Genomic DNA, 19,246 nt, shown 5'->3' with positions numbered 1-19,246 from the left:
CTGTCACAGCGGTAAGGAGACTGTGTGTACCGGCTCGACCCGCGTTACGGCCCCGCGCCCGGGGCCGTGATGGCCACCGGCTGGCCCGCCGTGGCCGCACGACTGCCGAGGCGTCCGCGGACGGTGGCCGTGGAGGGGCCCCCGTCCGTGGACTTCGACCACCTCGCCGCCCGCATCGCCGAGCAACTCGCCGCACCCGTACGGACCGTGGACGTGCGCGCGCACTACGCGCCGCCGCACGCCGTCCGCGAGCGCACCGAGGACGGCACCGGCGACCCCTACTACTGCAGACTCGCCGACAACCCCCTCAGCGACCTCTTCGACGAACTGCCCGGCACGGACGGGCCGCCCGGGGACCTCCTCCTCGTGTACGGCCCCGGCGCGGCGCTCGTCCCCCACGACGTCCTGTGGTACGCCGACGTGCCCAAACGGCACGCGGAGGCCGCCGTCGCCGCGGGCACGGGCCACAACCTGGGCCTTCCGTACGAACCCGGCGACCTCAGACGGCTCTTCTACATCGACTGGCCCGTGCTCGACCGGCACCGCGACGCCCTCGCCCCGCGCCTCGACGCCTGGCTCGACGTCCAGGACCCCGACCGGCCCGTCTACCTCGACGGCGAAGGCCTGCGCGCCACCCTCGCCGACCTCGCCCGCAGACCGGTGCGCACCCGCCCGTACTTCAACTCCACGCCCTGGGGCGGCCATTGGGCGCAGCGGCGGCTCGGCTTCGACGCGGGTGCCCGCAACACGGCACTCGGCTACGAACTCATCGCCCCCGAGTCCGGCGTCCTCATCGGGACCGGCCCCGGCCTCCAGGCCGAAGTGCCCTTCCAGCTCCTGTGCGCCCTGCACCCGCAGGAGCTGCTCGGCGCCGACGCGCACGCCCGCTTCGGCACCTCCTTCCCGATCCGCTTCGACTACCTGGACACCGTCGACGGCGGCAATCTGTCCGTGCACTGCCACCCCCGCGAGCAGTACATGCGGGAGCGGTTCGGCTGGCCGTACACCCAGCACGAGTCGTACTACATGACGGTCGGCGGACCCGGCGCGCGCGTCTTCCTCGGCCTGCGCGAGGACGCCGACGCCGACCTGTTCCGCAAGGAGGTCGAGGAGGCCGCCCAGGACGGCGTGCCCATGGACCCCGAGGACCACGTCCTCACCTTCCCCGCCGAGCAGGGCCGCCTCTTCCTCATCCCCGCGGGCACCCCGCACGCCAGCGGCGCGGGCAACCTCGTCCTGGAGATCAGCGCCACGCCGTACCTGTACAGCCTGCGCTTCTACGACTGGCTGCGCCCCGACGCCGACGGCAGACCGCGCGCGCTGCCCTACGAACACGGCCTCGCGAACCTGGACACCGCGCGGCGCGGCGAGGCCGTCGCCCGCGACCTGGTGCAGGAGCCGCGCGTCCTGCGCTCGGGCCCGGGCTGGCGCGAGGAGGTCATCGGCGCCCTGGACGAGATGTTCTACGAAGTGCGGCGTCTCACCCTGGACGCCGACGCCGAGGCCACCGACGACACCGCCGGACGCTTCCACGTCCTGAACGTCGTGGACGGCGCGGGCGTGGAACTCCGCACGGCCGCGGGCGACCGGCATCCGCTGTCGTACGCGGAGACCCTGACGGTCCCCGCGGCCGTCGGCCCGTACCGCATCACCGCGCGCGGCGGCCCCGCGCGGGTCGTCAAGGCACTGGTCCGCGCGGCCGCCGCGGGCCGCTCATGAGAGCCGTCCTGGAGCTGGGCGGCACCCATGTGACGGCCGCCCTCGTCGGCACCGCCCGCATCGTCCGCCGGGTGCGCCGCGCCCTGAACGCGCGCGGCAGCGCCGAACACGTCCTCGGCGCCGTGGTGCGCTGCGCCACCGACCTCGACGCGCCGGCGGGCGAGCTGTGGGGCATCGCCGTGCCGGGCCCCTTCGACTACGACAAGGGCGTCGCCCGCTACGAAGGCGTCGGCAAGTTCGACGACCTGTACGGCATCGACGTGGCGTCGGTCCTGCTCGACGGCGTCTGGCCGCGGCCCTCCGGCGTGGCGTTCCTCAACGACGCGCACGCCTTCGCGCTCGGCGAGTGGCACGCGGGCGCCGCGCGCGGCCACCGCAGATGCGTCGGCATCACCCTCGGCACGGGCGTCGGCTCGGCCTTCCTCGCCGACGGCGCCGTACGCCACGACGGCCCCGGCGTGCCGCCGCTCGGCCGCATCGACCTCACCCGGGCCGAGGGCCGCCCGCTGGAGGACACCGTCTCGCGCCGCGCCGTCATCGCCCGCTACGGCGATCGCGACGCGGACGTGCGGGACATCGCCGCCCGCGCCCGCGCGGGCGAACGCCGCGCCGCCCGCGTCCTGTACGAGTCCCTGTGCCCCCTCGGCGCCGTACTCGCACCGTACGTAAGGGAGTTCGGGGCCACGGCGCTTATCGTGGGCGGCGGCATGGCCGCGTCCTGGGACCTCGTCGGCCCGGCGCTTCGCGACGGTTTGGGGGACACCCCGGTCGAGCTGGGCGCGGCCGCGCTCGGCGGGGACGCGGCGCTGGTGGGGGCGGCGCTCCACGCGGAGGGCCGGGACACCGTGCCGCGGTAGGGCGCGGCAGGGAACGCCGTGCAGTGGGAAAGGGAGGGACATCGTGCCCGGAACTCCGCATGAGCCCGAGAGCGGGGCGGGCGCGCCCAGGAGCGGCAGGCCGAGCGGCAAGGCCACCCTGCGGGACGTCGCCGAGCGGGCCGGGGTCAGCGCGATGACCGCCTCGCGGGTGCTGCGCGACGACCCCCGGGTCCACCCGGCCACCCGCGACCGGGTCCGCGCGGCCGCCGCCGCGCTCGGCTACCGGCCCAACGAACTGGCCCGCCGGCTGCGCCTGGGCCGCGGCACCGGCCTGGTCGGCCTGGTGGTCACCAACCTCGCCAACCCCTTCTACTCCCGGCTCGCCCTCGGCGTCGACTCCGTGCTCGCCCCCGACGGCCTCAAGACCGTCATAGGCAACACCGGGCAGGACCTGGACGCCGAACGGGACCTGGTCGCCGACCTGGTGGCCCGCCGCGTGGACGGCATCATCGCCGTGCCCGTGGGCAACGACCAGCGCCACCTCGCCGCCGCGGCCGCCGAGGGCGTCCCCGTGGTGCTCGCCAGCCGCCCGCCCGAGGGCTTCGCCGCGGACTGCGTCCTCGTCGACGACTTCGGCGGCGCCCGCGACGCCACCGCGCGCCTGATCGCGCGCGGCCACCGCCGCATCGGCTTCCTCGGCTCGCCCCCGACCGTCTACACCGGCACCGAGCGCCTGCGCGGCTACCGCTCCGCCCTCGCCGAAGCGGGCCTGCCCGCCGACGAGCGGTACGTCCGCCAGGGCCAGACCCAGCCCCACCAGGCCGAGCGCGCGGCCACCGAACTCCTCGGCCTGCCCGACCCGCCCACGGCCCTGTTCTGCTCCAACAACCGCAACACCATAGGGGCGTTCCGGGCCCTCCGCGCGACCCGCTCCGCCACCGCCCTCGCGGGCTTCGACGACTTCGAACTCGCCGACGCCCTCGGCCTGCCCCTCACCCTGGTCACCTACGACAGCGACGAACTCGGCCGCGCAGCAGGCCGCCTCCTCCGCAACCACACCCGCGACCACCCCCCCGAGCCCACCCCACCCCCGAGCCCCCAACGCCTGGTACTCACCACCGAACTGGTCGAGTACGGCGCCTGACCGGAAGACCAGCACCCACTTCCCCCTACGGACCGCGTGCCCACACATCTGAGGGCACCATGGGCCGCATGCCTCAATGGACCATCAACCGACGTGGTCGGGCGTCACAGCACTCGCCGCCCCATCTCGGTGAAGTACTCCCGCATCACGTCGGGGTTGGGCCGAGGCCTCCTTCTCGCTGTGGAGGACGCCACGGCAAGGCGGACCACTGGTACGCCAAGGCTCTTTCCTGGACCGCGTGGTGCGCCTGGCTCCGGTGGCGGATGTCGTGCGCGAGCCGTGTATGATTTGATTACAACGTCGGTGCGCAGCACCGGAGTCGCGCGTCTGTGGTCCAAGGAAAGACGCCCATCATCCGATGGGAAATGTAGGTGCAAGGCCTGCCGGGCGCTCCATGAAACATAGGCCCCTCACCACCAAGGTGAGGGGCCTATGTCGTGTGCGGCGGCCGTTCAAGGGTGCTCAGCAGGCGAACACCGGCGCCTCCGCGCTCAGCACCGCCGTCCTCGGCTCGGCCGACCACGTCGTGCGGAGCTCGTCGGCGAGGGTGGACACCAGCTTCGGCACGTCCTGTGCCGCGGTGTCGTGGAGGGCCTCCGTGATGATCAGGACGTCGGACGTGGTGGCCCGGACGGCCGAGTGGCCGCTCTGCCGGTTGGTCCAGCGGCGGGCGTGGGCCCGGCGTGCGCCGTCGGCGAAGACGACCTCGCCCGCGTCGGGCCGCTCGAGGCCGCCGGAGAACGTCTCGTAGGCCTCGTCCCCGTCGGCGTACCGGACTTCGAGGTCCCCGCTGATGCGGGACAGGTCGAAGACGCCGACCGGGATGCCGTACGCGAGGGACACGGCGTTGCAGAGGTCGATGAGGGGGTGGATGCGCGGCAGCGAGCCCTCCTTGCGGAAGCGCCGCAGCAGGGACTCGGAGGCGCAGCGGTACTGGGTGGGCTTGAGCCCGAGCGTGGCGAACGCCCGCCGCCAGGCCTGGACTTCGGGGAACTGGCTCTCCGGGGCGGCGGCGAGGCGCTCGGCCGCCGCCGCGCCGTACCGGGCGACCGGCGCGTCGACCGGGACGTCCGGGGTGAGGCCGCGGGCGAGGAGCACGCCGGGAACCAGGGCCGGGAAGTCCCGCCACAGGGCGGGCGCATGCTGGAAGTGCACGGTGTTTCCGATCGGTGAGGGCCGTTGGGGAATGAGTTGGGGAACCAGCGGGGGTGACAAGCAGCTGTCAGGAGAGCGCGAGCTTCGCGCCCAGCGCGGCGAACGCGCCCGCGAAGACGCGCCGCAGCCACGTCACCACCGCGGGCCGCGCGATGACGTGATCGCGCATCGCCGCCGCGAACCGCCCGTAGGCGGCGAACACGACGAACGTCAGGAGCATGAAGTACCCGCTGAGTTCGACCATCCGAAGCGCCGCGTGCGGATGGCCCGCGGGCACGAACTGCGGCAGGAACGCGAAGAAGAACAGGGTGAGCTTGGGGTTCAGGAGGTTGAGCAGCACGGCGTCGACGATCACCCGGGCCGAGGAGCGCGGCGCGCCGTCGTCCTGGTCCGCGGTGAGCGCGCTCTGGTCGCGGAGCGTCTTCCACGCCATGTAGAGGAGGTACGCGACGCCGAGGTACTTGAGGGTCTGGAACGCGAGGGCGCTGGTGTGGAACAGCGCGGCCAGCCCCGTGATCGCCGCCAGCATGTGCGGAACGATGCCCAAGGTGCAGCCGACGGCCGCGACGACACTGGCGCGCGGGCCCCGCGAGAGCCCCGCGGAGACGGTGTAGAGAACCCCGGTGCCCGGCGTCACGGTCATCACGAGCGTGGTGAGCAGAAATTCCATGGCTTGACTCTGCCGTCACAATGGATCGGTGAACAGGTCCAATGGATCTCCCTCCGACAGGTCCAAAATGCGCGACTCCACCATGGTCGGCGGGCCCGCGGCGCCCGGCGGGCCAGCGGCGCCCTCCGCCTCCGACTTCCTCCAGCTGAACACCGCCGAGGCCCCGCGCGGCGGCATGGCGGACTGGCTGGCCCGGCAGGTCCGGCGCGCGGTCGCCGACGGCCTGCTGCCGGTCGGCAGCAGGCTGCCCGCGACCCGGGTGCTCGCCGCCGAACTCGGCGTCTCCCGCGGTGTGATCACGGAGGCGTACCGCAGGCTGACGGAGGACGGGCACGTCGCCGGGCGGGGGAGGGGCGGCACCGTGGTCGTGGCCGCGCCCCTGGCCCCGCGGACCGGGCCCCGCGAGGCGGAGCGTGCCGTACCGGCAGCCGGAGACCCGCTGTTCAGGACTCCTCCCGGCACCGACGTCTTCGACGCGCTGCGCGCCGCGCCCGCCCGGATCGACCTGTCGCCGGGCCTGCCCGACCTCGCCGCGTTCCCGCGCGCCGCCTGGCTGCGCGCCGAGCGGTCCGTGCTCGCCGGACTCGTCCCCGCGGACTTCGGCTACGGCGACCCGCGCGGCGCCCCGCCCCTGCGCCGCGCCGTCGCCCGCTGGCTGGCCCGCAACCGCGGCATCGCGGCGGACCCGGACGAGGTCCTCGTCGTCGCGGGCACCGCCCAGGCGCTCGGGCTGCTGGCCACCGTGCTCCAGGCGGCAGGGATCTCCCGCGTCGCGGTGGAGGACCCCTGCTCGCTCGGGCTCCGCCAGCACCTGCGCGTGTCCGGCATGGAGGCGCCGCCCGTGCCCGTGGACGCCGACGGCATCCGCGTGGACGCGCTGCGGGCCACCGGCGCCCCGGCCGTCCTGCTGACCCCGGCCCACCAGTTCCCCACCGGCGTGGTCCTCGACGGCGTACGGCGGCGCGAACTCGCGGAGTGGACCCGCGACGGCGGACTGATCATCGAGGACGACTACGACGCCGAGCACCGCTACGACCGCCCGCCCGTCCCTGCCCTGCGGTCCACCCTCCCCGACCGCGTCGCGTACGCGGGCAGCGTCTCCAAGCTCCTCGCGCCCGCCCTGCGCGTGGGCTGGCTGCTCGCGCCCCGCGCGCACCACGCCGCGCTCGTGGACGCCAAGCGCTTCGCGGACCTGGGCAACGCGGCGCTCCCGCAGCTGGTCCTCGCCCGGCTGATGGAGTCCGGGGACCTGGAGCGCCATCTGCGGCTCCTGCGCAGGCGGCACCGCGCACGGCGCGACGCCATGATCGCGGCCATCGCGGCACATCTGCCGGGCGCCGTCGTGCACGGCGCCGCCGCGGGCCTGCACCTGATGGTGACCTTCCCGGACGGGGCCGGTGACCGCGCCGACACGGACCTCGCCGCGGCGGCCCTGGAGCGCGGCGTGAAGGTGCAGCCCCTGTCCTGGCACGCCCAGCGCCCGCAGCGCCCCGGCCTCGTCCTCGGCTACGCGGCGAGCACGCCGACGGACATCAGCGAGGGCGTGGCGCTGATCGGGAGCCTGCTCCGCTGACCTGCTCGGTCCGTGCCTCGACGGCACGCAGGACGGCCACCATGTCGGCCTCCCCGTGGCCGAGCGCCACCGTGTCCGCGAACAGCGCGTGGCAGACGTCGAGGAGCGGCGAAGCCACTCCGGCCGCGCGGGCGGCGGCCGCGACGAGCTGGTTGTTCATCAGGACGTCCCGGGCCGCCGCCTGGACGCCGAAGTCGCGGGCCAGCAGCTTGGGCGCCTTCATCCGAGAGACGCCGCTGGCCATCGGCCCGGCGTCCAGGACCTCCAGGAACTGCCGGGCGTCCAGACCGTGCCGCTCGGCGAAGTGGAAGGACTCGGCGAGCCCGGTGACCGTGGTGATCAGGAAGAGGTTCACCGCGAGCTTCGTCACCAGCGCGTTCGGGACGGGACCGCACGTGAACTCCTCGTGGCACAGGGGCTGAAGGAGCGGGCGCACCTCCGCCACGGCCGCCGGCTCCCCGGCGAGCATCGCCACGAGGCGCCCGGCCTCGGCGGGCTCGCGGGAGCCGGACACCGGGGCTTCCACATACCGCCCGCCCGCCGCCTGGATGTCGGCCTCCAGACCCTGGGAGTACTCGGGCGACGTCGTGCCCATGTGTACGACCGTCCGGTCGGCGACGCGCGCGGCGAAGTCCGGTGTGCCCCGGCCGAGGGTGGCGTCGATCGCGTCGCCGTTCGCGAGCATCAGGATCACGACGGGCGCCTTCCGGAAGACCTCGGCGGCGTCCGCCGCGACGTGCGCCCCGGCGGCGCGCAGCGGCTCGCACTTCGCCGCGGTGCGGCTCCACACGATCAACTCGGCGCCGGAGCCGGCGAGGCGGAGCGCCATGGGCTGCCCCATGACGCCGAGTCCGATGAATCCCACGTCCACGCGCGCACCCCCGTACTCCGGCCCCGCGGCCCCGGTTATGACAGCTGTCATAGGTATGACGGCTGTCATAGTAGTACGCGCGGGGGGAGGTCGGCAGACGGTGCGTGAGGTGGAGGACGGCGATGGGGTCCGAGCGAGGACCGCGTGAGCGGATGGTGTTCAGCGCGGCGCAGCTGATGCGCGGCGGTGGCGTCGCCGCCGCCGGGATGCGGGACGTGGTCGCGCGCGCGGAGGCGCCGCGGGGCTCGCTCCAGCACTACTTCCCCGGCGGCAAGGAGCAGTTGGTCAACGAGGCCGTGGCATGGAGCGGCGACTACGCGGCTAAGCGGGTGGGGCGGTTCGTCGCCGGACTCCCCGAGCCCTCGCCCAGCGGCCTGTTCGCCGCGATGGTCCGCCAGTGGACCGACGAGCTGGAGTCCGCCCCGGCCGCCACCGGCTGCCCGGTCGCCGCGGCCGTGGTCGACCGCGGGGGCTCCACGGAGTCCACCCGGACCGCCGCCGCGGCCGCGTTCGGCCGCTGGACCCGGTCGGTGGCCGGGGCGCTCACGGACATGGGCGTGCCCGCGGGGCGCGCCGAGCCGCTCGCGACCCTCATGATCAGCACCCTGGAGGGCGCCCTGCTCATCGCCCGTGCCGAACGCGACGCGCGGGCCCTGACGTCGGCGGTCGCCGAGCTCGGGCCGCTCCTCGACGCGGCGGTCACCGAACGGACGTAGCGCCGCGCCCTACGGATGCCCGGTGCCGCACATCGCCCGGGCGTCCGGGCACAGCAGCGCCAGGGCCTCCAGGACGACCGGATGGTCGAGGTGCCGGGCGACCAGGACGAGATGGGCGCGTTCCCCGGCCGCGGGCACGTCCTCGCCCGGCAGTCCGGCGAAGTCGGAGTCGGCGGGGGCGGGCGGCCGTCCCGCGCCGCGCCGCCTGGCGGCGTACAGGATCGTGGCGGCCGCCTGCGCCGCGACGACGTCGACGCCGGGGTACGCGCCCCGGCGGGCCAGCCGGCTCACGGCGTGGGCGGGCGCGGCGGTCATCCACGGCCTGAGGGCGCGGGCCCCGTCGCGGATCTCGACCAGCCTGCGGGACAGGGCGATGCGCGTGTCCAAGGCGCCCCACGCGAGGCCGGGCGTGAGTACGAGCCGGGGGTCGGCGCGCACCACGGTCTGCCACAGCGGCCGCAGCGCGGAGTGGTCGCGGCGCTCCTGGCGGCGGGCGTGCACCGAGAGGCGCACGAGGCTGTGGTGGGCGACGAGCGCGCTGGCCGCGGTGGTCAGCCACGCGCCCTCGGCGAGCGCGTCCAGACCGCGGCCGCGCGCGGCGCCCGCCATGGCCACGAGGAGGCAGACGGCGTGCACCAGGTCCAGGGCCACGGCCACCGCGAAGCCCCGTACGGACCGGTCGAGTTCGGGTGTGAGCCCGGGGGCGCCGAGGGCCAGGAGCGAACGGCACTTGAGCACGGTCGCGGTCACGGCCGCGGACAGGGCGATGAAGTACAGCACGTGCAGCGCCACGACCTGCGGCACCCGCGCGTGGTCGGTGGCCAGGAGCAAGGGGTGGGCGGGGCCGTCGAAGTCCGTCAGGGCGAACAGGGCGGCCAGGACGACGAGCGTGCCCCCGTACAGCGGCACCCAGGCCGCCACCGTGCGCCGCAGCGGAGGCCCCGCGCGGTCCGGCGGATGCCACAGATGGGCCAGGAGATGGGCGTGGCCGACGCGCAGCAGGGCCGCGAAGTCGATGAGCAGGGCGGCCAGATGAGGAACTCCGGTGAGGTCCCCGACGGCCTGGTACACGGCGGGCGTGACGAGCAGGAAGAGCGCCGCCGAGTGGAACAGGGACGACGCGGTGAGCTTGAGGACCAGGGCCGGCTCGCGCCGGGCCGCGACCGCCTTGACGGTGCCGAGGGCCAGGCTGGCGGCGGCGACGGTGAGGCTGACCGAGGTCAGCAGGGCGTGCCACATCAGACGTCGGCGCGCCGATGGGCGAAGGACGAGGTCAGGGAGCCGGTGTAGCTGACCGCCGGATCGAGGCAGAGCATTAACAGGCCCACGGTGGCGAACACTTCGGCGGCCCACTCTTCGTCTTCTTCGTGTTCCTCGTGTTCCTCGCACTCGGCGGGGGCCGTGGAGTCCGCGCGCCCGCGCGTCCCGGCGCGCAGCCGGGCGGGCCGGAAGAGGACCTCCTCGACCACGTCGGGAGGCAGGGAGGGCATCTGCTCGCTCAGCGTGCCGAGATCGAGCAGGCCGCCGGCCGCGACGGCCTCCGGGCCGGGGGCGGGGGACCTGCCGCACAGCAGGTGGTAGAGCTCGTGCAGCAGGACGTGCAGCCCCTGCCGCTCACTGGTGTGGGAGGTGACGACGATGGTGTCCTCGCTGTCGCCGCGCACGCAGAAGCCGCTGACGTGCGGGGGCAGGGGCACCCGCAGCACGGTGAGGGATCTGCGGCGCAGCCGGACGACGGCCTGCAGGAGCTCCTGGAGCCCCTGGCCGGGCCGCAGTCCGAGGTCGACGTGGATGATGCGGACGGCTCGCCGCCGCGCGCGGACCCAGGCGCGGCGCCTGCGCACGGCGCCGAGGATGAGGGCCGGGGCGTCGGTGACACGGGCCCGGCCGGTGTGGCGCCAGGATGCGGGGGCGCCCGCGAACAGCACGGTTCAGCACTCCCGGATCGGCCGTGCGGGCGGCGGCACCTGCCCGGCTCCGGGCCCCGGCGCGGTTCTTCGCGCTCGCGTCGCGAGACACGGACGCGGCGCCCGTGCGCTGGCGGTTCTCATAGGCCCTTCACACTCCCCGTTCCGCCCCAGTGACAGACGTGTGCCCCTGACCTGCGCTGGGACATTATCAGGCTGATTTCGCACGGCGTCGTCGGCGTGCGCGGCGACAGCGCGTGTGTGTCGATTTCCTTAGGAGTGGGGGTGAGTTGAGTAGGAAGTGCGGTGGTGGGTATTCGCGGCGCGGTGGCGCGCGCCGGGCGTCCTTTTGTACGGCTGGCAGGACACGGAGACAGCACGAAACGGCAGTTACTGCCGCTCGACTGCCACTTTTGACCGAAAGTCGAACGCTTTACGGCCGGTTATGGTGTCAACAATTGAAGACGGTGCTGGCCGGGGATGGTTCGGGCGGATACTCTCAGGGCGCCCAACGAGTTCCGTGGCCCATGGAGACCTTCAGGTGAACGCAGCCGACCGCCAAGCGGCGCCCGGACACGTGATCGCCCGTCTCCTCGACGACGTCGACGCCTACGCCGCGCGCCTGGGGACCACCCGCGGCCGCCTGCTGGATCTCGCGCTCGTCTCCCGCGCGACGGGGATCGAACCCGACCGCGTACGTGCCCTGTTGAACGGCGAACCTCCCGAGGAGGAGCCGCGCGAGAAGTACGCGCGGGAGACGTTCCGGAAGGCGCTCTTCCAGCAGCGGCTGCGGTTCCTGCAGCGGACCCGGCTCAAGGAGACGCCGGCGGGCAGGGAGCCGTACGGCCTCAGGGAGATCTCGCGCGCGACCGGCATCTCCGCTCAGCACGTGTCGAACCTCCTGAACGGCGAGCGGGGCGCGAACCACGACCACGCCGCCCGCCTCGAACTGTTCTTCCGGGTACCGGAGGGCTTCTGCTCCCGCACCGAAGGCGCCGCGCTGGTCGCCTACTTACACCGCATGGTGCACGAGGACCTGCCCAAGCTGGCGACGCACGCCGTGCTCCAGGAGCTCGGCGCCCGCTCGGTGGCCCTGCGCAGCACGGCGGACGGGGCCAAGATCGACACGCTGCGGGACCTGCTGCCCGCCCTGGACGAGCTGGTCAGGGCGATCCAGGCGCGCAAGCCCGGCGACGGTCCCGGCGCGGGCGAAGGGTCCGCGTAGGCCCCGGTGACGGGCCTCGCGGACCCGGGCGGGGCCGTGTGGGCCGCGGGCGCTACGCGCGTTGTCGTGCGGCGGCGGCCGTCGGGCGGCTCTCCGTGGTGACTTGCCTCAGTCGCCGACGCCATGACATGCGTCGTTCTCAATCGTTGACACCGCCTGTGATAGTGCATCAGGATCTGTCTACGCCAGAGCCGGGGGCAGGTTGGCTCTGACGGGGAAGGAAACCTGCCCGGATGTTCCATTCGTCCGTATGGCCGTTGTCGGGCTTCTCCCGTGGGGGCGGGAGCGACCGGTAGGCGGCCGGCGGTCCTGCTCATGCCCCGATCGGCGGCGACGCCGCTCCGCGGTGGGTGCGGGTGCCCACCCGACATCGCGGAGTCAACCACCCGGGGACTGGTTGGCCCCTGCGAATGGAACGAGCGTTCTATCAGGTGATGCCAGGGGCCGCCGCGGCCCGAACCGGACCGCGGTGGTACAGGGGAGGAGCGATGGTCTGGTGGCGGTACCGCGTACCACCTGCGCGCTCCTTGGCAGTGTGGTCTTGGAGACGGCCGCGGTTATGGTTCCCTCCGGGGCGCGGGGGCGCCTTGGCCCGGAGAGCCACACCGCTGCCGGGTGGTGCGTGCGACGTCCGTGCGCGTACCCGCTGGGTGGAGTTGGGGACTCCGCTCGCCGAGCTGCCCGTTCCTGATGAGCCGGTGCTCAGATCATGACGGGGCTAATTCAGGAAGATGCCATGGATGCTACTGCTACGACCCTGGCCGCATCGGCCGGGGCGATCATCGCCGATGAGCACGGTGATGTGCTGATGGTGAAGCCGTTGTACACGGCGTACTGGAATCTGCCCGGGGGGCATCTCGAGGGAGGGGAGGACCCGAGCGCCGCGTGCGCTCGTGAGATCCGCGCGGAGCTGGGCCTGGACGTGACGGTGGGTGACCTGCTCGTGGTCGCCTGGGTCGACTCCGGTGGGCCCATGCCCCGCGTTTGCTACATCTTCGACGCGGGTGCGGTGGACGCCGAACAGCGGCGAGCCCTCACCCTGAGCGACGACGGGGACGTGTGCTACCGCTTCGCCTCGCCCGAGCGCATCGACGCGTCGATGGTCTCGCCGTTCGTCAAGCCGATGTGGGAGGCCGCACTGACCGCCCGCAAGGAGAAGCGACTGGTCTGCCTCGAAGTCGAGGTGTGAGCCACCGCTGCTGCACGGCAGCCGGTTGAACGACGCCCGTACGGGGTGCGCCACCCCGGTGCCAGGGAGAGGCCCGAGCCGACCGGATCCTGTCCCGGCACCGACGCCGGCACACCACGCGCCCCGTACCCGGTCCCGCGACCCGTGGGCCGGGGCGGCATCTTCGTCCAGTCAGTGGTGCGGCCCGTCGAGGGGCCGGTGAACCAGCGCTCGGCCTGACAGACCCCGTCCCCTTCCGATTCCGACCGGGAGGGGACGGGGCACGTACGCACGAATGCCGCCGCCGGGGGATCGGCGGCGGCATTCTCACGCAGGGCCGAAGGTGCACCTCCGCTCCTGCTCGCACCGAGCGTGGGGGAGAACCGTTGCCCGGTGCGTGCCGGTCGGCGTCCGCTGGAACCTGTAGCGGCGTGCCGACAGGTGCACCCCATCCCGCATCGCGCCGCCGCGCAACACCAAGGCCCCGTCGGACGGCCGCACGTTTCACTTGGCGAAAGGGAAGGCCCCCGAATTCCGGGAGCCGGAATCCAGAGGCCTTCCCGCGGTACGTCCGCGCCGTGCGGCGTCAGCCCACCGAGGCGGGGGACAGGGCCTGGTCGCCGCTGTCCCGCTGCCAGGCGATCCGCGAGCAGTCGGTCATCAGCGCCAGGATGTCGGGCTCCCCGTCGGCCGCGTTCAGGTGCCGGAACTCCGACGCCAGGGTGATCACCATGCGCTCGGGCAGATGTAGATCCGGATAGCGGTCCTCCGCGATGAGGTGGCGCGCGGCCTCGGTCGGCGTGAGGCCGCGCGCGTGCAGGGAGCGCGCCTGGTCGGCCAGGTCCCGCAGATAGGCGATGTGCTCCCGCAGGCCGTCCTGGTCGAGCACCGGACCGTGGCCCGGGACGACGAGGTCGGGGTTCCAGCCGAGCACGCGCTCGCAGGCGAGCACCACCCGCTCCAGCGGACCCGCCCAGTGGCACACGTGGTCACCCGCGAACACCACGTCACCGGCGAAGACGACGCGCTCCTTCGGCAGGTGCACGACCATGTCGCCGACGGTGTGCGCCGGGCCCACGTCGTGCAGCTCCACCGCCATGTCACCGATGTGGAGGTCGAGGCGGCCCTCGAAGGTCCGCGTCGGCTCCTGCACGGTGATGCCGCGGAAGTCGAACCGGCCGAAGTGGCGCCGGAAGTACCAGCCGAGCGGCTCGCCCGGATCCGTGTCCTCCACCAGGAAGCGCAACTGCTCGGGCGACGGCTCGAAGCACTGGTGCTCCAGGGTGCGCCGGGTGGAGACGATCTCCGCGCCGGTCACCCGCTGGTTGCCCCAGCCGTGGTCGCCGTTGCCGTGCGTGGTGAACACGGTGCTGATCCCGGTGCCGGGACCGGCCGCCTCCCGCGCCGCGGCGAGGAAGTCGTCGGTGCGGTCCAGGGTGTACGGCGTGTCCACCAGGGCGGCTTCCCCGGCGGCCGTGAGCAGGCCGCAGTTGGCGAGACCCCAGGCGCCTGCGGCGTCGGGGGACCACACGTGGACGCCGGTGGCCAGGGGGACGAGACGCGGATCAGATTCCATGGTCATGCATTCTCACCCGGCGAGCCGGGGGCGAAGACCAGGAAGAAGAAGCGGGACCCGGGGGACTTGAGCGGCTGGGCGGTGCACATCGTCACCGAGCCGAGCACCGACGGCTCGTGCCGGGGGCAGCAGCGGCTGGCGTCCTCCCGGTCGACGCCGAGTGAGGCTATTCCGGCGTGCCGCATGGGGCGCGCGTCCCCGTCGGGGTGGACGTAGGCCACGTCGTGCCGACGGTAGATCGGGCCCGCGACGGGGTCGTCGTTGACCTCCTCGTCGATCTGCTGGAGGTCCTTGTTGTGCGGGTGCGCGGCGATCGCGGTGCGCAGCTGGGCCGTCACCTTGATCGCCCAGTTCTCCTCCCAGTCGACGAGGTGGCACTCCCGCGCGGTCTCGCACAACAGCATCCACCGCATCAGGTTCCGCTCGGGCAGCTGCGGAGTCGTCCCCTGCACCTGCGGGAACATCCGGATGAAATCGTCGTTGCACGCCAGTACGTTCCAGGCCACGTCGTTGATGTAACACGGCTGGCCCTTGACCCGATTCACGGCGGTCAGCCACGCGGGACCGACGTGCGTGCCCGCCATCGGGTCCATCGGGAAGGGCGGTTCATATCCGAGCGCGTAGACGTACAGCGCGGTGCGTTCGGGCTCTTCCATCCGCAGCACCGTGGCCACGTTGTCGAGGAAATCGGCCGACGGCTGCGCCATCTCGCCGCGCTCCAGGAGCGCGTAGGTCCGCTCGGAGACGAACAGCTCCTGCGCCACCCTGGCCTGCGAGAGTCCGTGCAGGCGCCGGCCGCGCCCGGTGCGGCGCGGCGAGCCCAGCTCGGTGGGGCTGATCTGGCTGCGCTTGAACTGCAGCAATTGCTGCAGCGCCTCCTTGTTGTTCAATTTCCAACCTTTCTCCGCGCTGTGCGGGGTGGTCGCTCGCACCGTTCCGTAGGAAACATTTTCATCGGAAGTTGAACTTCCTGAAAAACGCGGACCGGAAGAATCAAGGCCTGGTGATCCTCCCGGTCCGGCCGCGAGAATGGCGTCAGGACCTGAACAGGCGGGGCATGGCGACGAGCCGTGCCGGTGAGGAGGGGTGCGCGGTGCTGCGACCGGTGGCCGCCACAGCGGTGCGAGAGCGCGCCGGCAGTGCGGTGGCCCGCACGCTCGCCGTGCTCCGCGCCCTGCGGGAACTGGGCCCGGGAGCGCATCCGTTGGCGGTCGTCGCGGCCCGCGCGGAGCTGCCCGCACCCACCGCCCACCGCTATGTGCGGGCCCTCGCCAGGGAAGGGGCCGTCGAGCAGCGCGGTCCTCGGGGCCACTACGCGCTGACGGAGACACCGCACCGATCCACCCACCTCGTCGATGAGGTCACGGATACTAAAGTCGGTCAGACCTCGCCTGCGTTGCGTGCTGAACTCGTCACTCTACAGTCACGTACCGGGCAAGTGTCGCTCCTGTACGCTCCGTTGCTGGTGGGTGCCGCACTGCGGTTCTGCATCGACCGGGCGGTCGGTGCGCACGCCGCGGCGCTCGAGGCGGCGCCGCGGTCGGCGCTGCGGCGGCTGTGGAGCGCGCCCCTGGACGCCGACGCCGCGGGCCTGGCCATCCTGGCCTGTCTCGACGGGGCGCCGCCGCCGGGCGTGCCGCTCGACCGCATCCGTGAGCAAGGTCACGCGGTGGGGCCCTCGCCGCTGCCGGAGTGGGAGTCGATAGCCGCTCCCGTGTGGCGCGGCTCCGTGCCGGCGGGCGCCGTGGCGCTCGTCGCCCCGCGGCGGCAGCTGCGCGGCGCGGTCGCCCGCACCCGCTGTGTCCATGCGGTGATGGACACGGCAGCCTCCATGAGCGGCCTGCTCACCCGGACCCGGGTCCGGCACGCGGGCTGACCGGCGGACGGCCAGCGCCCCGCGCGACGCCGACGCCCACCGCAGATCCCCCCACCCCGACCAGAGAGGCTCTCAGTGTCCCGCTCCGTACTGATCACCGGCGGCAGCCGCGGCATCGGCCTGGCCATCGCCCGCGCGATGCAGGCCGCCGGTGACCGCGTCGCCGTCACCCACCGCACCGGCGAGCCCCCCGAGGGCCTGCTCGGGGTGCGCTGCGACGTCACGGACGCCGACCACGTCGACCTCGCCTTCCAGCGGGTCGAGGAGGAGCAGGGTCCTGTCGAGGTCCTGGTGGCCTGCGCGGGCGTGGCCAACGACAAGCTCCTCATGCGGATGACGGAGGAGGACTTCACCTCCGTCCTCGACACGAACCTCACCGGCGTCTTCCGCGTCGCGAAGCGGGCCACCCGCGGCATGCTCCGCGCCCGCAGCGGCCGGATCGTGGTGATCTCCTCGGCCGTGGGCCTGCGCGGCGAGGCGGGCCAGGCCAACTACGCCGCGTCCAAGGCGGGCCTCGTGGGCTTCGCCCGCTCCCTGGCCCGCGAGCTGGGCTCGCGCTCCATCACCGTGAACGTGGTGGCGCCGGGCCTGACCGAGACCGCCATGAGCGAGGCCCTCACCGAGGAGCAGCGCGCGGCCCTGGTCCAGCAGATCCCGCTGGGCCGCCTCGCCCGCCCCGAGGAGGTGGCCGCCGCGGTGGCGTTCGTCGCCTCGCCCGAAGCCGCGTACATCACCGGGGCCGTGATCCCGGTCGACGGCGGCGCGGGCATGGGGCACTGAGACCCCGCGCGGTCCGCGCGACGGCTACTGATTCCGTCGCGCCGACCGCGCGGACACGGGCGGCTGCTTGCGGCCACGACCGGTACGGGGGTACGGCCGTGGCCGCGGCAGTCAAGCTCGTTCAGGCACAACTTGGCCTGAGATGCGTGGGAGCCGCTCCGCCTCACGTGTCATCGTGGACCCATCGATTGGTCTGGACCTGACAAGGCCCGTGTGACCGCGGCGGGACGCGTCAGGGTGAGGAGCGTACGCATGCGCGGGACCACCATCTTGCCCGGGGGCAGAGCGAACGGCAGCGAACCGGAGAGGGGAGGACTGCCGGTCCACCGGCTCGAGGTGCCACAGCCGAACGCGCTGCCTTTCGCCATCGGGACCTTCGACACCATCGGCCCCATGTCGCGCGCCTCCTTCCCGCACCGGCACACCTTCCACGAGATCGTGTACGTCACCGGCGGCACCGGCAGCCACGTCGTCGACCTGGCCCGGTTCACGCTGCGCCCGCCCCACCTGTGCTTCATCGCACCGGGTCAGGTGCACTACTGGGACGGCGTCCGGGACCTCGAAGGCCGCCTGATCCTGTTCACCGACGACTTCCTCCTGGAGAACCCGCGGGACCAGGAGACCCTGCGCAGACTCGGCCGCCGCTCCTGGCTCGGACTCTCCGAAGCGGACGCCGCCTGGGCGCACCGCCTGGTGGCCGACCTGGATCACGAGTACCGCACCGGGGCCGAGGACTTCCCCAGCGTGCTGCAGGCGCTGCTGCACGTCCTCGTGGTGCGCGCCGCGCGCCTCCTCGCCCCGGAACGGGCCGCGGGCCGGGCGACGCCCGCCGGTCCCGCCTCGGTCGCCGCCGACTTCGTCACGCTCATGGACACGGCCGAAACCCCGCTGTGGTCGGTGCGCGAATGCGCCACCCGGCTCGGCGTCTCCGTGAGCTACCTCAACGAGTCGGTGAAGACCGCCATGGGGCGCACCCCCGGCGAGCTCCTGCGCCAGGCCCGTGCCCACGAGGCCAAGCGGCTCCTCGTCCGCACCGAGCTGACGGTGCGCCAGGTCGCGGACCGGGTCGGATTCACCGATCCCGCCTACTTCTGCCGGTTCTTCCGCCGCGAGACCGGGACGAGTCCCGGCGACTTCCGTCGCGGCGGTGGTGATATTCACCACGACCACCGCATTCCGTCCATCGCCCGGGCCCGGCCCTCCGCATAGCTTCATAGCCGATCCGATCCCCCCACCCCCAGGAGGAGCGATGGACGGCGAGACCCACGTGAACGGGCACGACGCGGACGGCACCCCCGTGGACGGCGACGGTGCGGGCACCCCGCGCCCGGGCCCCAGCCGCAAGACGGTGCTGCGGGCGGCCCTGGCCGCGGGCATCGCGGTGCCGGTGGCGATGGCGGCGGCCCCCGCCCTGGCCCGCGACAAGGCGGGCAGCAGCGCGCCCCTGGAACTGACCCCGTCCTGCGACGACGGCGACGACCCGACCCCGCCGCAGACCGAGGGACCGTACTTCAAGCCCAACTCCCCGCGGCGGTCGTCCCTCATCGAGGCCGGCACCCAGGGCATACGCCTGACCGTCACCGGCTACGTCTTCGGCCTCAAGTGCAAGCCGCTGGCCAACGTGCTCCTCGACTTCTGGCAGGCCGACCGCAGGGGCGCGTACGACAACGTCGGCTACCGGATGCGCGGGCACCAGTTCACCAACGCGCAGGGGGCCTTCGCCCTCACCACGGTCTTCCCCGGCCTGTACCCGGGCCGCACCCGCCACATCCACGTGAAGCTCCAGGCCCCGGGGCGCCCGGTCCTCACGACCCAGCTCTACTTCCCCAACGAGCCCCGCAACAACACCGACCCCATCTTCGACTCCCGGCTGCTCATGAACGTACGGGACGTCGGCAACACCAAGGAGGCCGAGTTCGACTTCGTCCTGAACGTGCCGCAGTAGTCACCGTGGAGGGCCCCTGATCCCCCGTCAGGGTGGACCGGCGCGCGGGAGCGCCGGTCCCGCCCGCCGTCACTGCCAAGATCGTCACGCCTTTTCGGCAGCT

Annotated in this window: 17 protein-coding genes and 1 pseudogene; 11 read left to right on the top strand and 7 right to left on the bottom strand. The window is 73.3% G+C overall.

Going from position 1 to position 19,246, the window contains the following annotated elements:
* The first annotated feature begins 24 nt into the window (after window positions 1–24).
* From IG74_RS0103580 to IG74_RS0103570, 3 genes are all read left to right on the top strand, one after another.
* Window positions 25–1,719, top strand: a complete 1,695-nt coding sequence (locus tag IG74_RS0103580) for a class I mannose-6-phosphate isomerase (RefSeq protein WP_030669422.1) — start codon at window positions 25–27, stop codon at window positions 1,717–1,719.
* Window positions 1,716–2,576, top strand: a complete 861-nt coding sequence (locus tag IG74_RS0103575; protein WP_030669419.1) for an ROK family protein — start codon at window positions 1,716–1,718, stop codon at window positions 2,574–2,576. The genes IG74_RS0103580 and IG74_RS0103575 overlap by 4 nt, the downstream gene beginning before the upstream one ends.
* A gap of 154 nt (window positions 2,577–2,730) precedes the next feature.
* Window positions 2,731–3,681: a LacI family DNA-binding transcriptional regulator gene (locus IG74_RS0103570; RefSeq protein ID WP_234334218.1), complete on the top strand. Its 951-nt coding sequence runs from the start codon at window positions 2,731–2,733 to the stop codon at window positions 3,679–3,681.
* 462 nt (window positions 3,682–4,143) lie between these two features.
* On the opposite strand, the gene IG74_RS0103565 is transcribed toward IG74_RS0103570, so the two are convergent.
* Both IG74_RS0103565 and IG74_RS0103560 read right to left on the bottom strand, forming a co-directional pair.
* Window positions 4,144–4,836 carry a B3/4 domain-containing protein gene (locus tag IG74_RS0103565; RefSeq protein WP_030669413.1) on the bottom strand — a complete coding sequence of 231 codons (693 nt, stop codon included), beginning with the start codon at window positions 4,834–4,836 and terminating at the stop codon, window positions 4,144–4,146.
* Window positions 4,837–4,903: 67 nt separating this feature from the next.
* The gene (locus tag IG74_RS0103560) at window positions 4,904–5,506 is read right to left on the bottom strand and encodes a LysE family translocator (protein WP_030669409.1); all 603 of its coding nucleotides are present in this window, start codon (window positions 5,504–5,506) and stop codon (window positions 4,904–4,906) included.
* A 67-nt stretch (window positions 5,507–5,573) separates the two neighbouring features.
* On the opposite strand from IG74_RS0103560, the gene IG74_RS0103555 reads away from it, so the two are divergent.
* Complete coding sequence (locus IG74_RS0103555; RefSeq protein WP_420709851.1) at window positions 5,574–7,079, top strand: PLP-dependent aminotransferase family protein; 1,506 nt, start codon at window positions 5,574–5,576, stop codon at window positions 7,077–7,079.
* On the opposite strand, the gene IG74_RS0103550 is transcribed toward IG74_RS0103555, so the two are convergent.
* A complete protein-coding gene (locus IG74_RS0103550; protein WP_051854500.1) occupies window positions 7,039–8,001 on the bottom strand; it encodes an NAD(P)-dependent oxidoreductase in 963 nt (320 codons plus the stop codon). The two genes, IG74_RS0103555 and IG74_RS0103550, sit on opposite strands and share 41 nt — an antisense overlap.
* Before the next feature lie 71 nt (window positions 8,002–8,072).
* Here IG74_RS0103550 and IG74_RS0103545 point away from each other — a divergent pair, with 71 nt between their 5' ends.
* Entirely contained in the window at window positions 8,073–8,666 is a 594-nt protein-coding gene (locus IG74_RS0103545; RefSeq protein ID WP_234334193.1) for a TetR/AcrR family transcriptional regulator, read from the top strand.
* 9 nt (window positions 8,667–8,675) lie between these two features.
* Here the strand turns inward: IG74_RS0103545 and IG74_RS0103540 are convergent, their stop codons facing one another.
* Both IG74_RS0103540 and IG74_RS47625 read right to left on the bottom strand, forming a co-directional pair.
* A complete protein-coding gene (locus tag IG74_RS0103540) occupies window positions 8,676–9,905 on the bottom strand; it encodes an MAB_1171c family putative transporter (protein ID WP_030669397.1) in 1,230 nt (409 codons plus the stop codon).
* The gene (locus IG74_RS47625; RefSeq protein WP_030669393.1) at window positions 9,905–10,594 is read right to left on the bottom strand and encodes a hypothetical protein; all 690 of its coding nucleotides are present in this window, start codon (window positions 10,592–10,594) and stop codon (window positions 9,905–9,907) included. Before IG74_RS47625 ends, IG74_RS0103540 begins: the two co-directional genes overlap by 1 nt.
* A gap of 520 nt (window positions 10,595–11,114) precedes the next feature.
* On the opposite strand from IG74_RS47625, the gene IG74_RS47620 reads away from it, so the two are divergent.
* Window positions 11,115–11,798, top strand: coding sequence for a helix-turn-helix transcriptional regulator (locus IG74_RS47620; RefSeq protein ID WP_051854499.1), 684 nt, complete (start codon window positions 11,115–11,117; stop codon window positions 11,796–11,798).
* Window positions 11,799–12,534: 736 nt separating this feature from the next.
* Window positions 12,535–12,987, top strand: a complete 453-nt coding sequence (locus IG74_RS0103525) for an NUDIX domain-containing protein (protein ID WP_030669386.1) — start codon at window positions 12,535–12,537, stop codon at window positions 12,985–12,987.
* Between the two features lie 565 nt (window positions 12,988–13,552).
* On the opposite strand, the gene IG74_RS0103520 is transcribed toward IG74_RS0103525, so the two are convergent.
* Together IG74_RS0103520 and IG74_RS0103515 are read right to left on the bottom strand one after the other, a co-directional pair.
* Window positions 13,553–14,542, bottom strand: coding sequence for an MBL fold metallo-hydrolase (locus IG74_RS0103520; RefSeq protein WP_037824343.1), 990 nt, complete (start codon window positions 14,540–14,542; stop codon window positions 13,553–13,555).
* A 2-nt stretch (window positions 14,543–14,544) separates the two neighbouring features.
* Window positions 14,545–15,432, bottom strand: coding sequence for a helix-turn-helix domain-containing protein (locus IG74_RS0103515; protein WP_030669380.1), 888 nt, complete (start codon window positions 15,430–15,432; stop codon window positions 14,545–14,547).
* Between the two features lie 167 nt (window positions 15,433–15,599).
* On the opposite strand from IG74_RS0103515, the gene IG74_RS0103510 reads away from it, so the two are divergent.
* From IG74_RS0103510 to IG74_RS0103495, 4 genes and pseudogenes are all read left to right on the top strand, one after another.
* Window positions 15,600–16,418 (top strand): helix-turn-helix domain-containing protein, encoded by an 819-nt coding sequence (locus IG74_RS0103510; protein WP_037824340.1) that lies wholly within the window; start codon window positions 15,600–15,602, stop codon window positions 16,416–16,418.
* A 75-nt stretch (window positions 16,419–16,493) separates the two neighbouring features.
* A complete protein-coding gene (gene fabG, locus IG74_RS0103505; protein ID WP_030669375.1) occupies window positions 16,494–17,198 on the top strand; it encodes a 3-oxoacyl-ACP reductase FabG in 705 nt (234 codons plus the stop codon).
* Window positions 17,199–17,450: 252 nt separating this feature from the next.
* A complete protein-coding gene (locus IG74_RS0103500; protein WP_030669372.1) occupies window positions 17,451–18,407 on the top strand; it encodes a helix-turn-helix transcriptional regulator in 957 nt (318 codons plus the stop codon).
* A 40-nt stretch (window positions 18,408–18,447) separates the two neighbouring features.
* Window positions 18,448–19,140: pseudogene (locus tag IG74_RS0103495) on the top strand (dioxygenase); the annotation flags it as partial.
* Window positions 19,141–19,246 lie beyond the last annotated feature (106 nt).

The organism is Streptomyces sp. NRRL B-1347, assembly GCF_000720325.1.
GTDB lineage: Bacteria > Actinomycetota > Actinomycetes > Streptomycetales > Streptomycetaceae > Streptomyces.
This window is presented reverse-complemented; position numbering and strand designations above follow the sequence as displayed.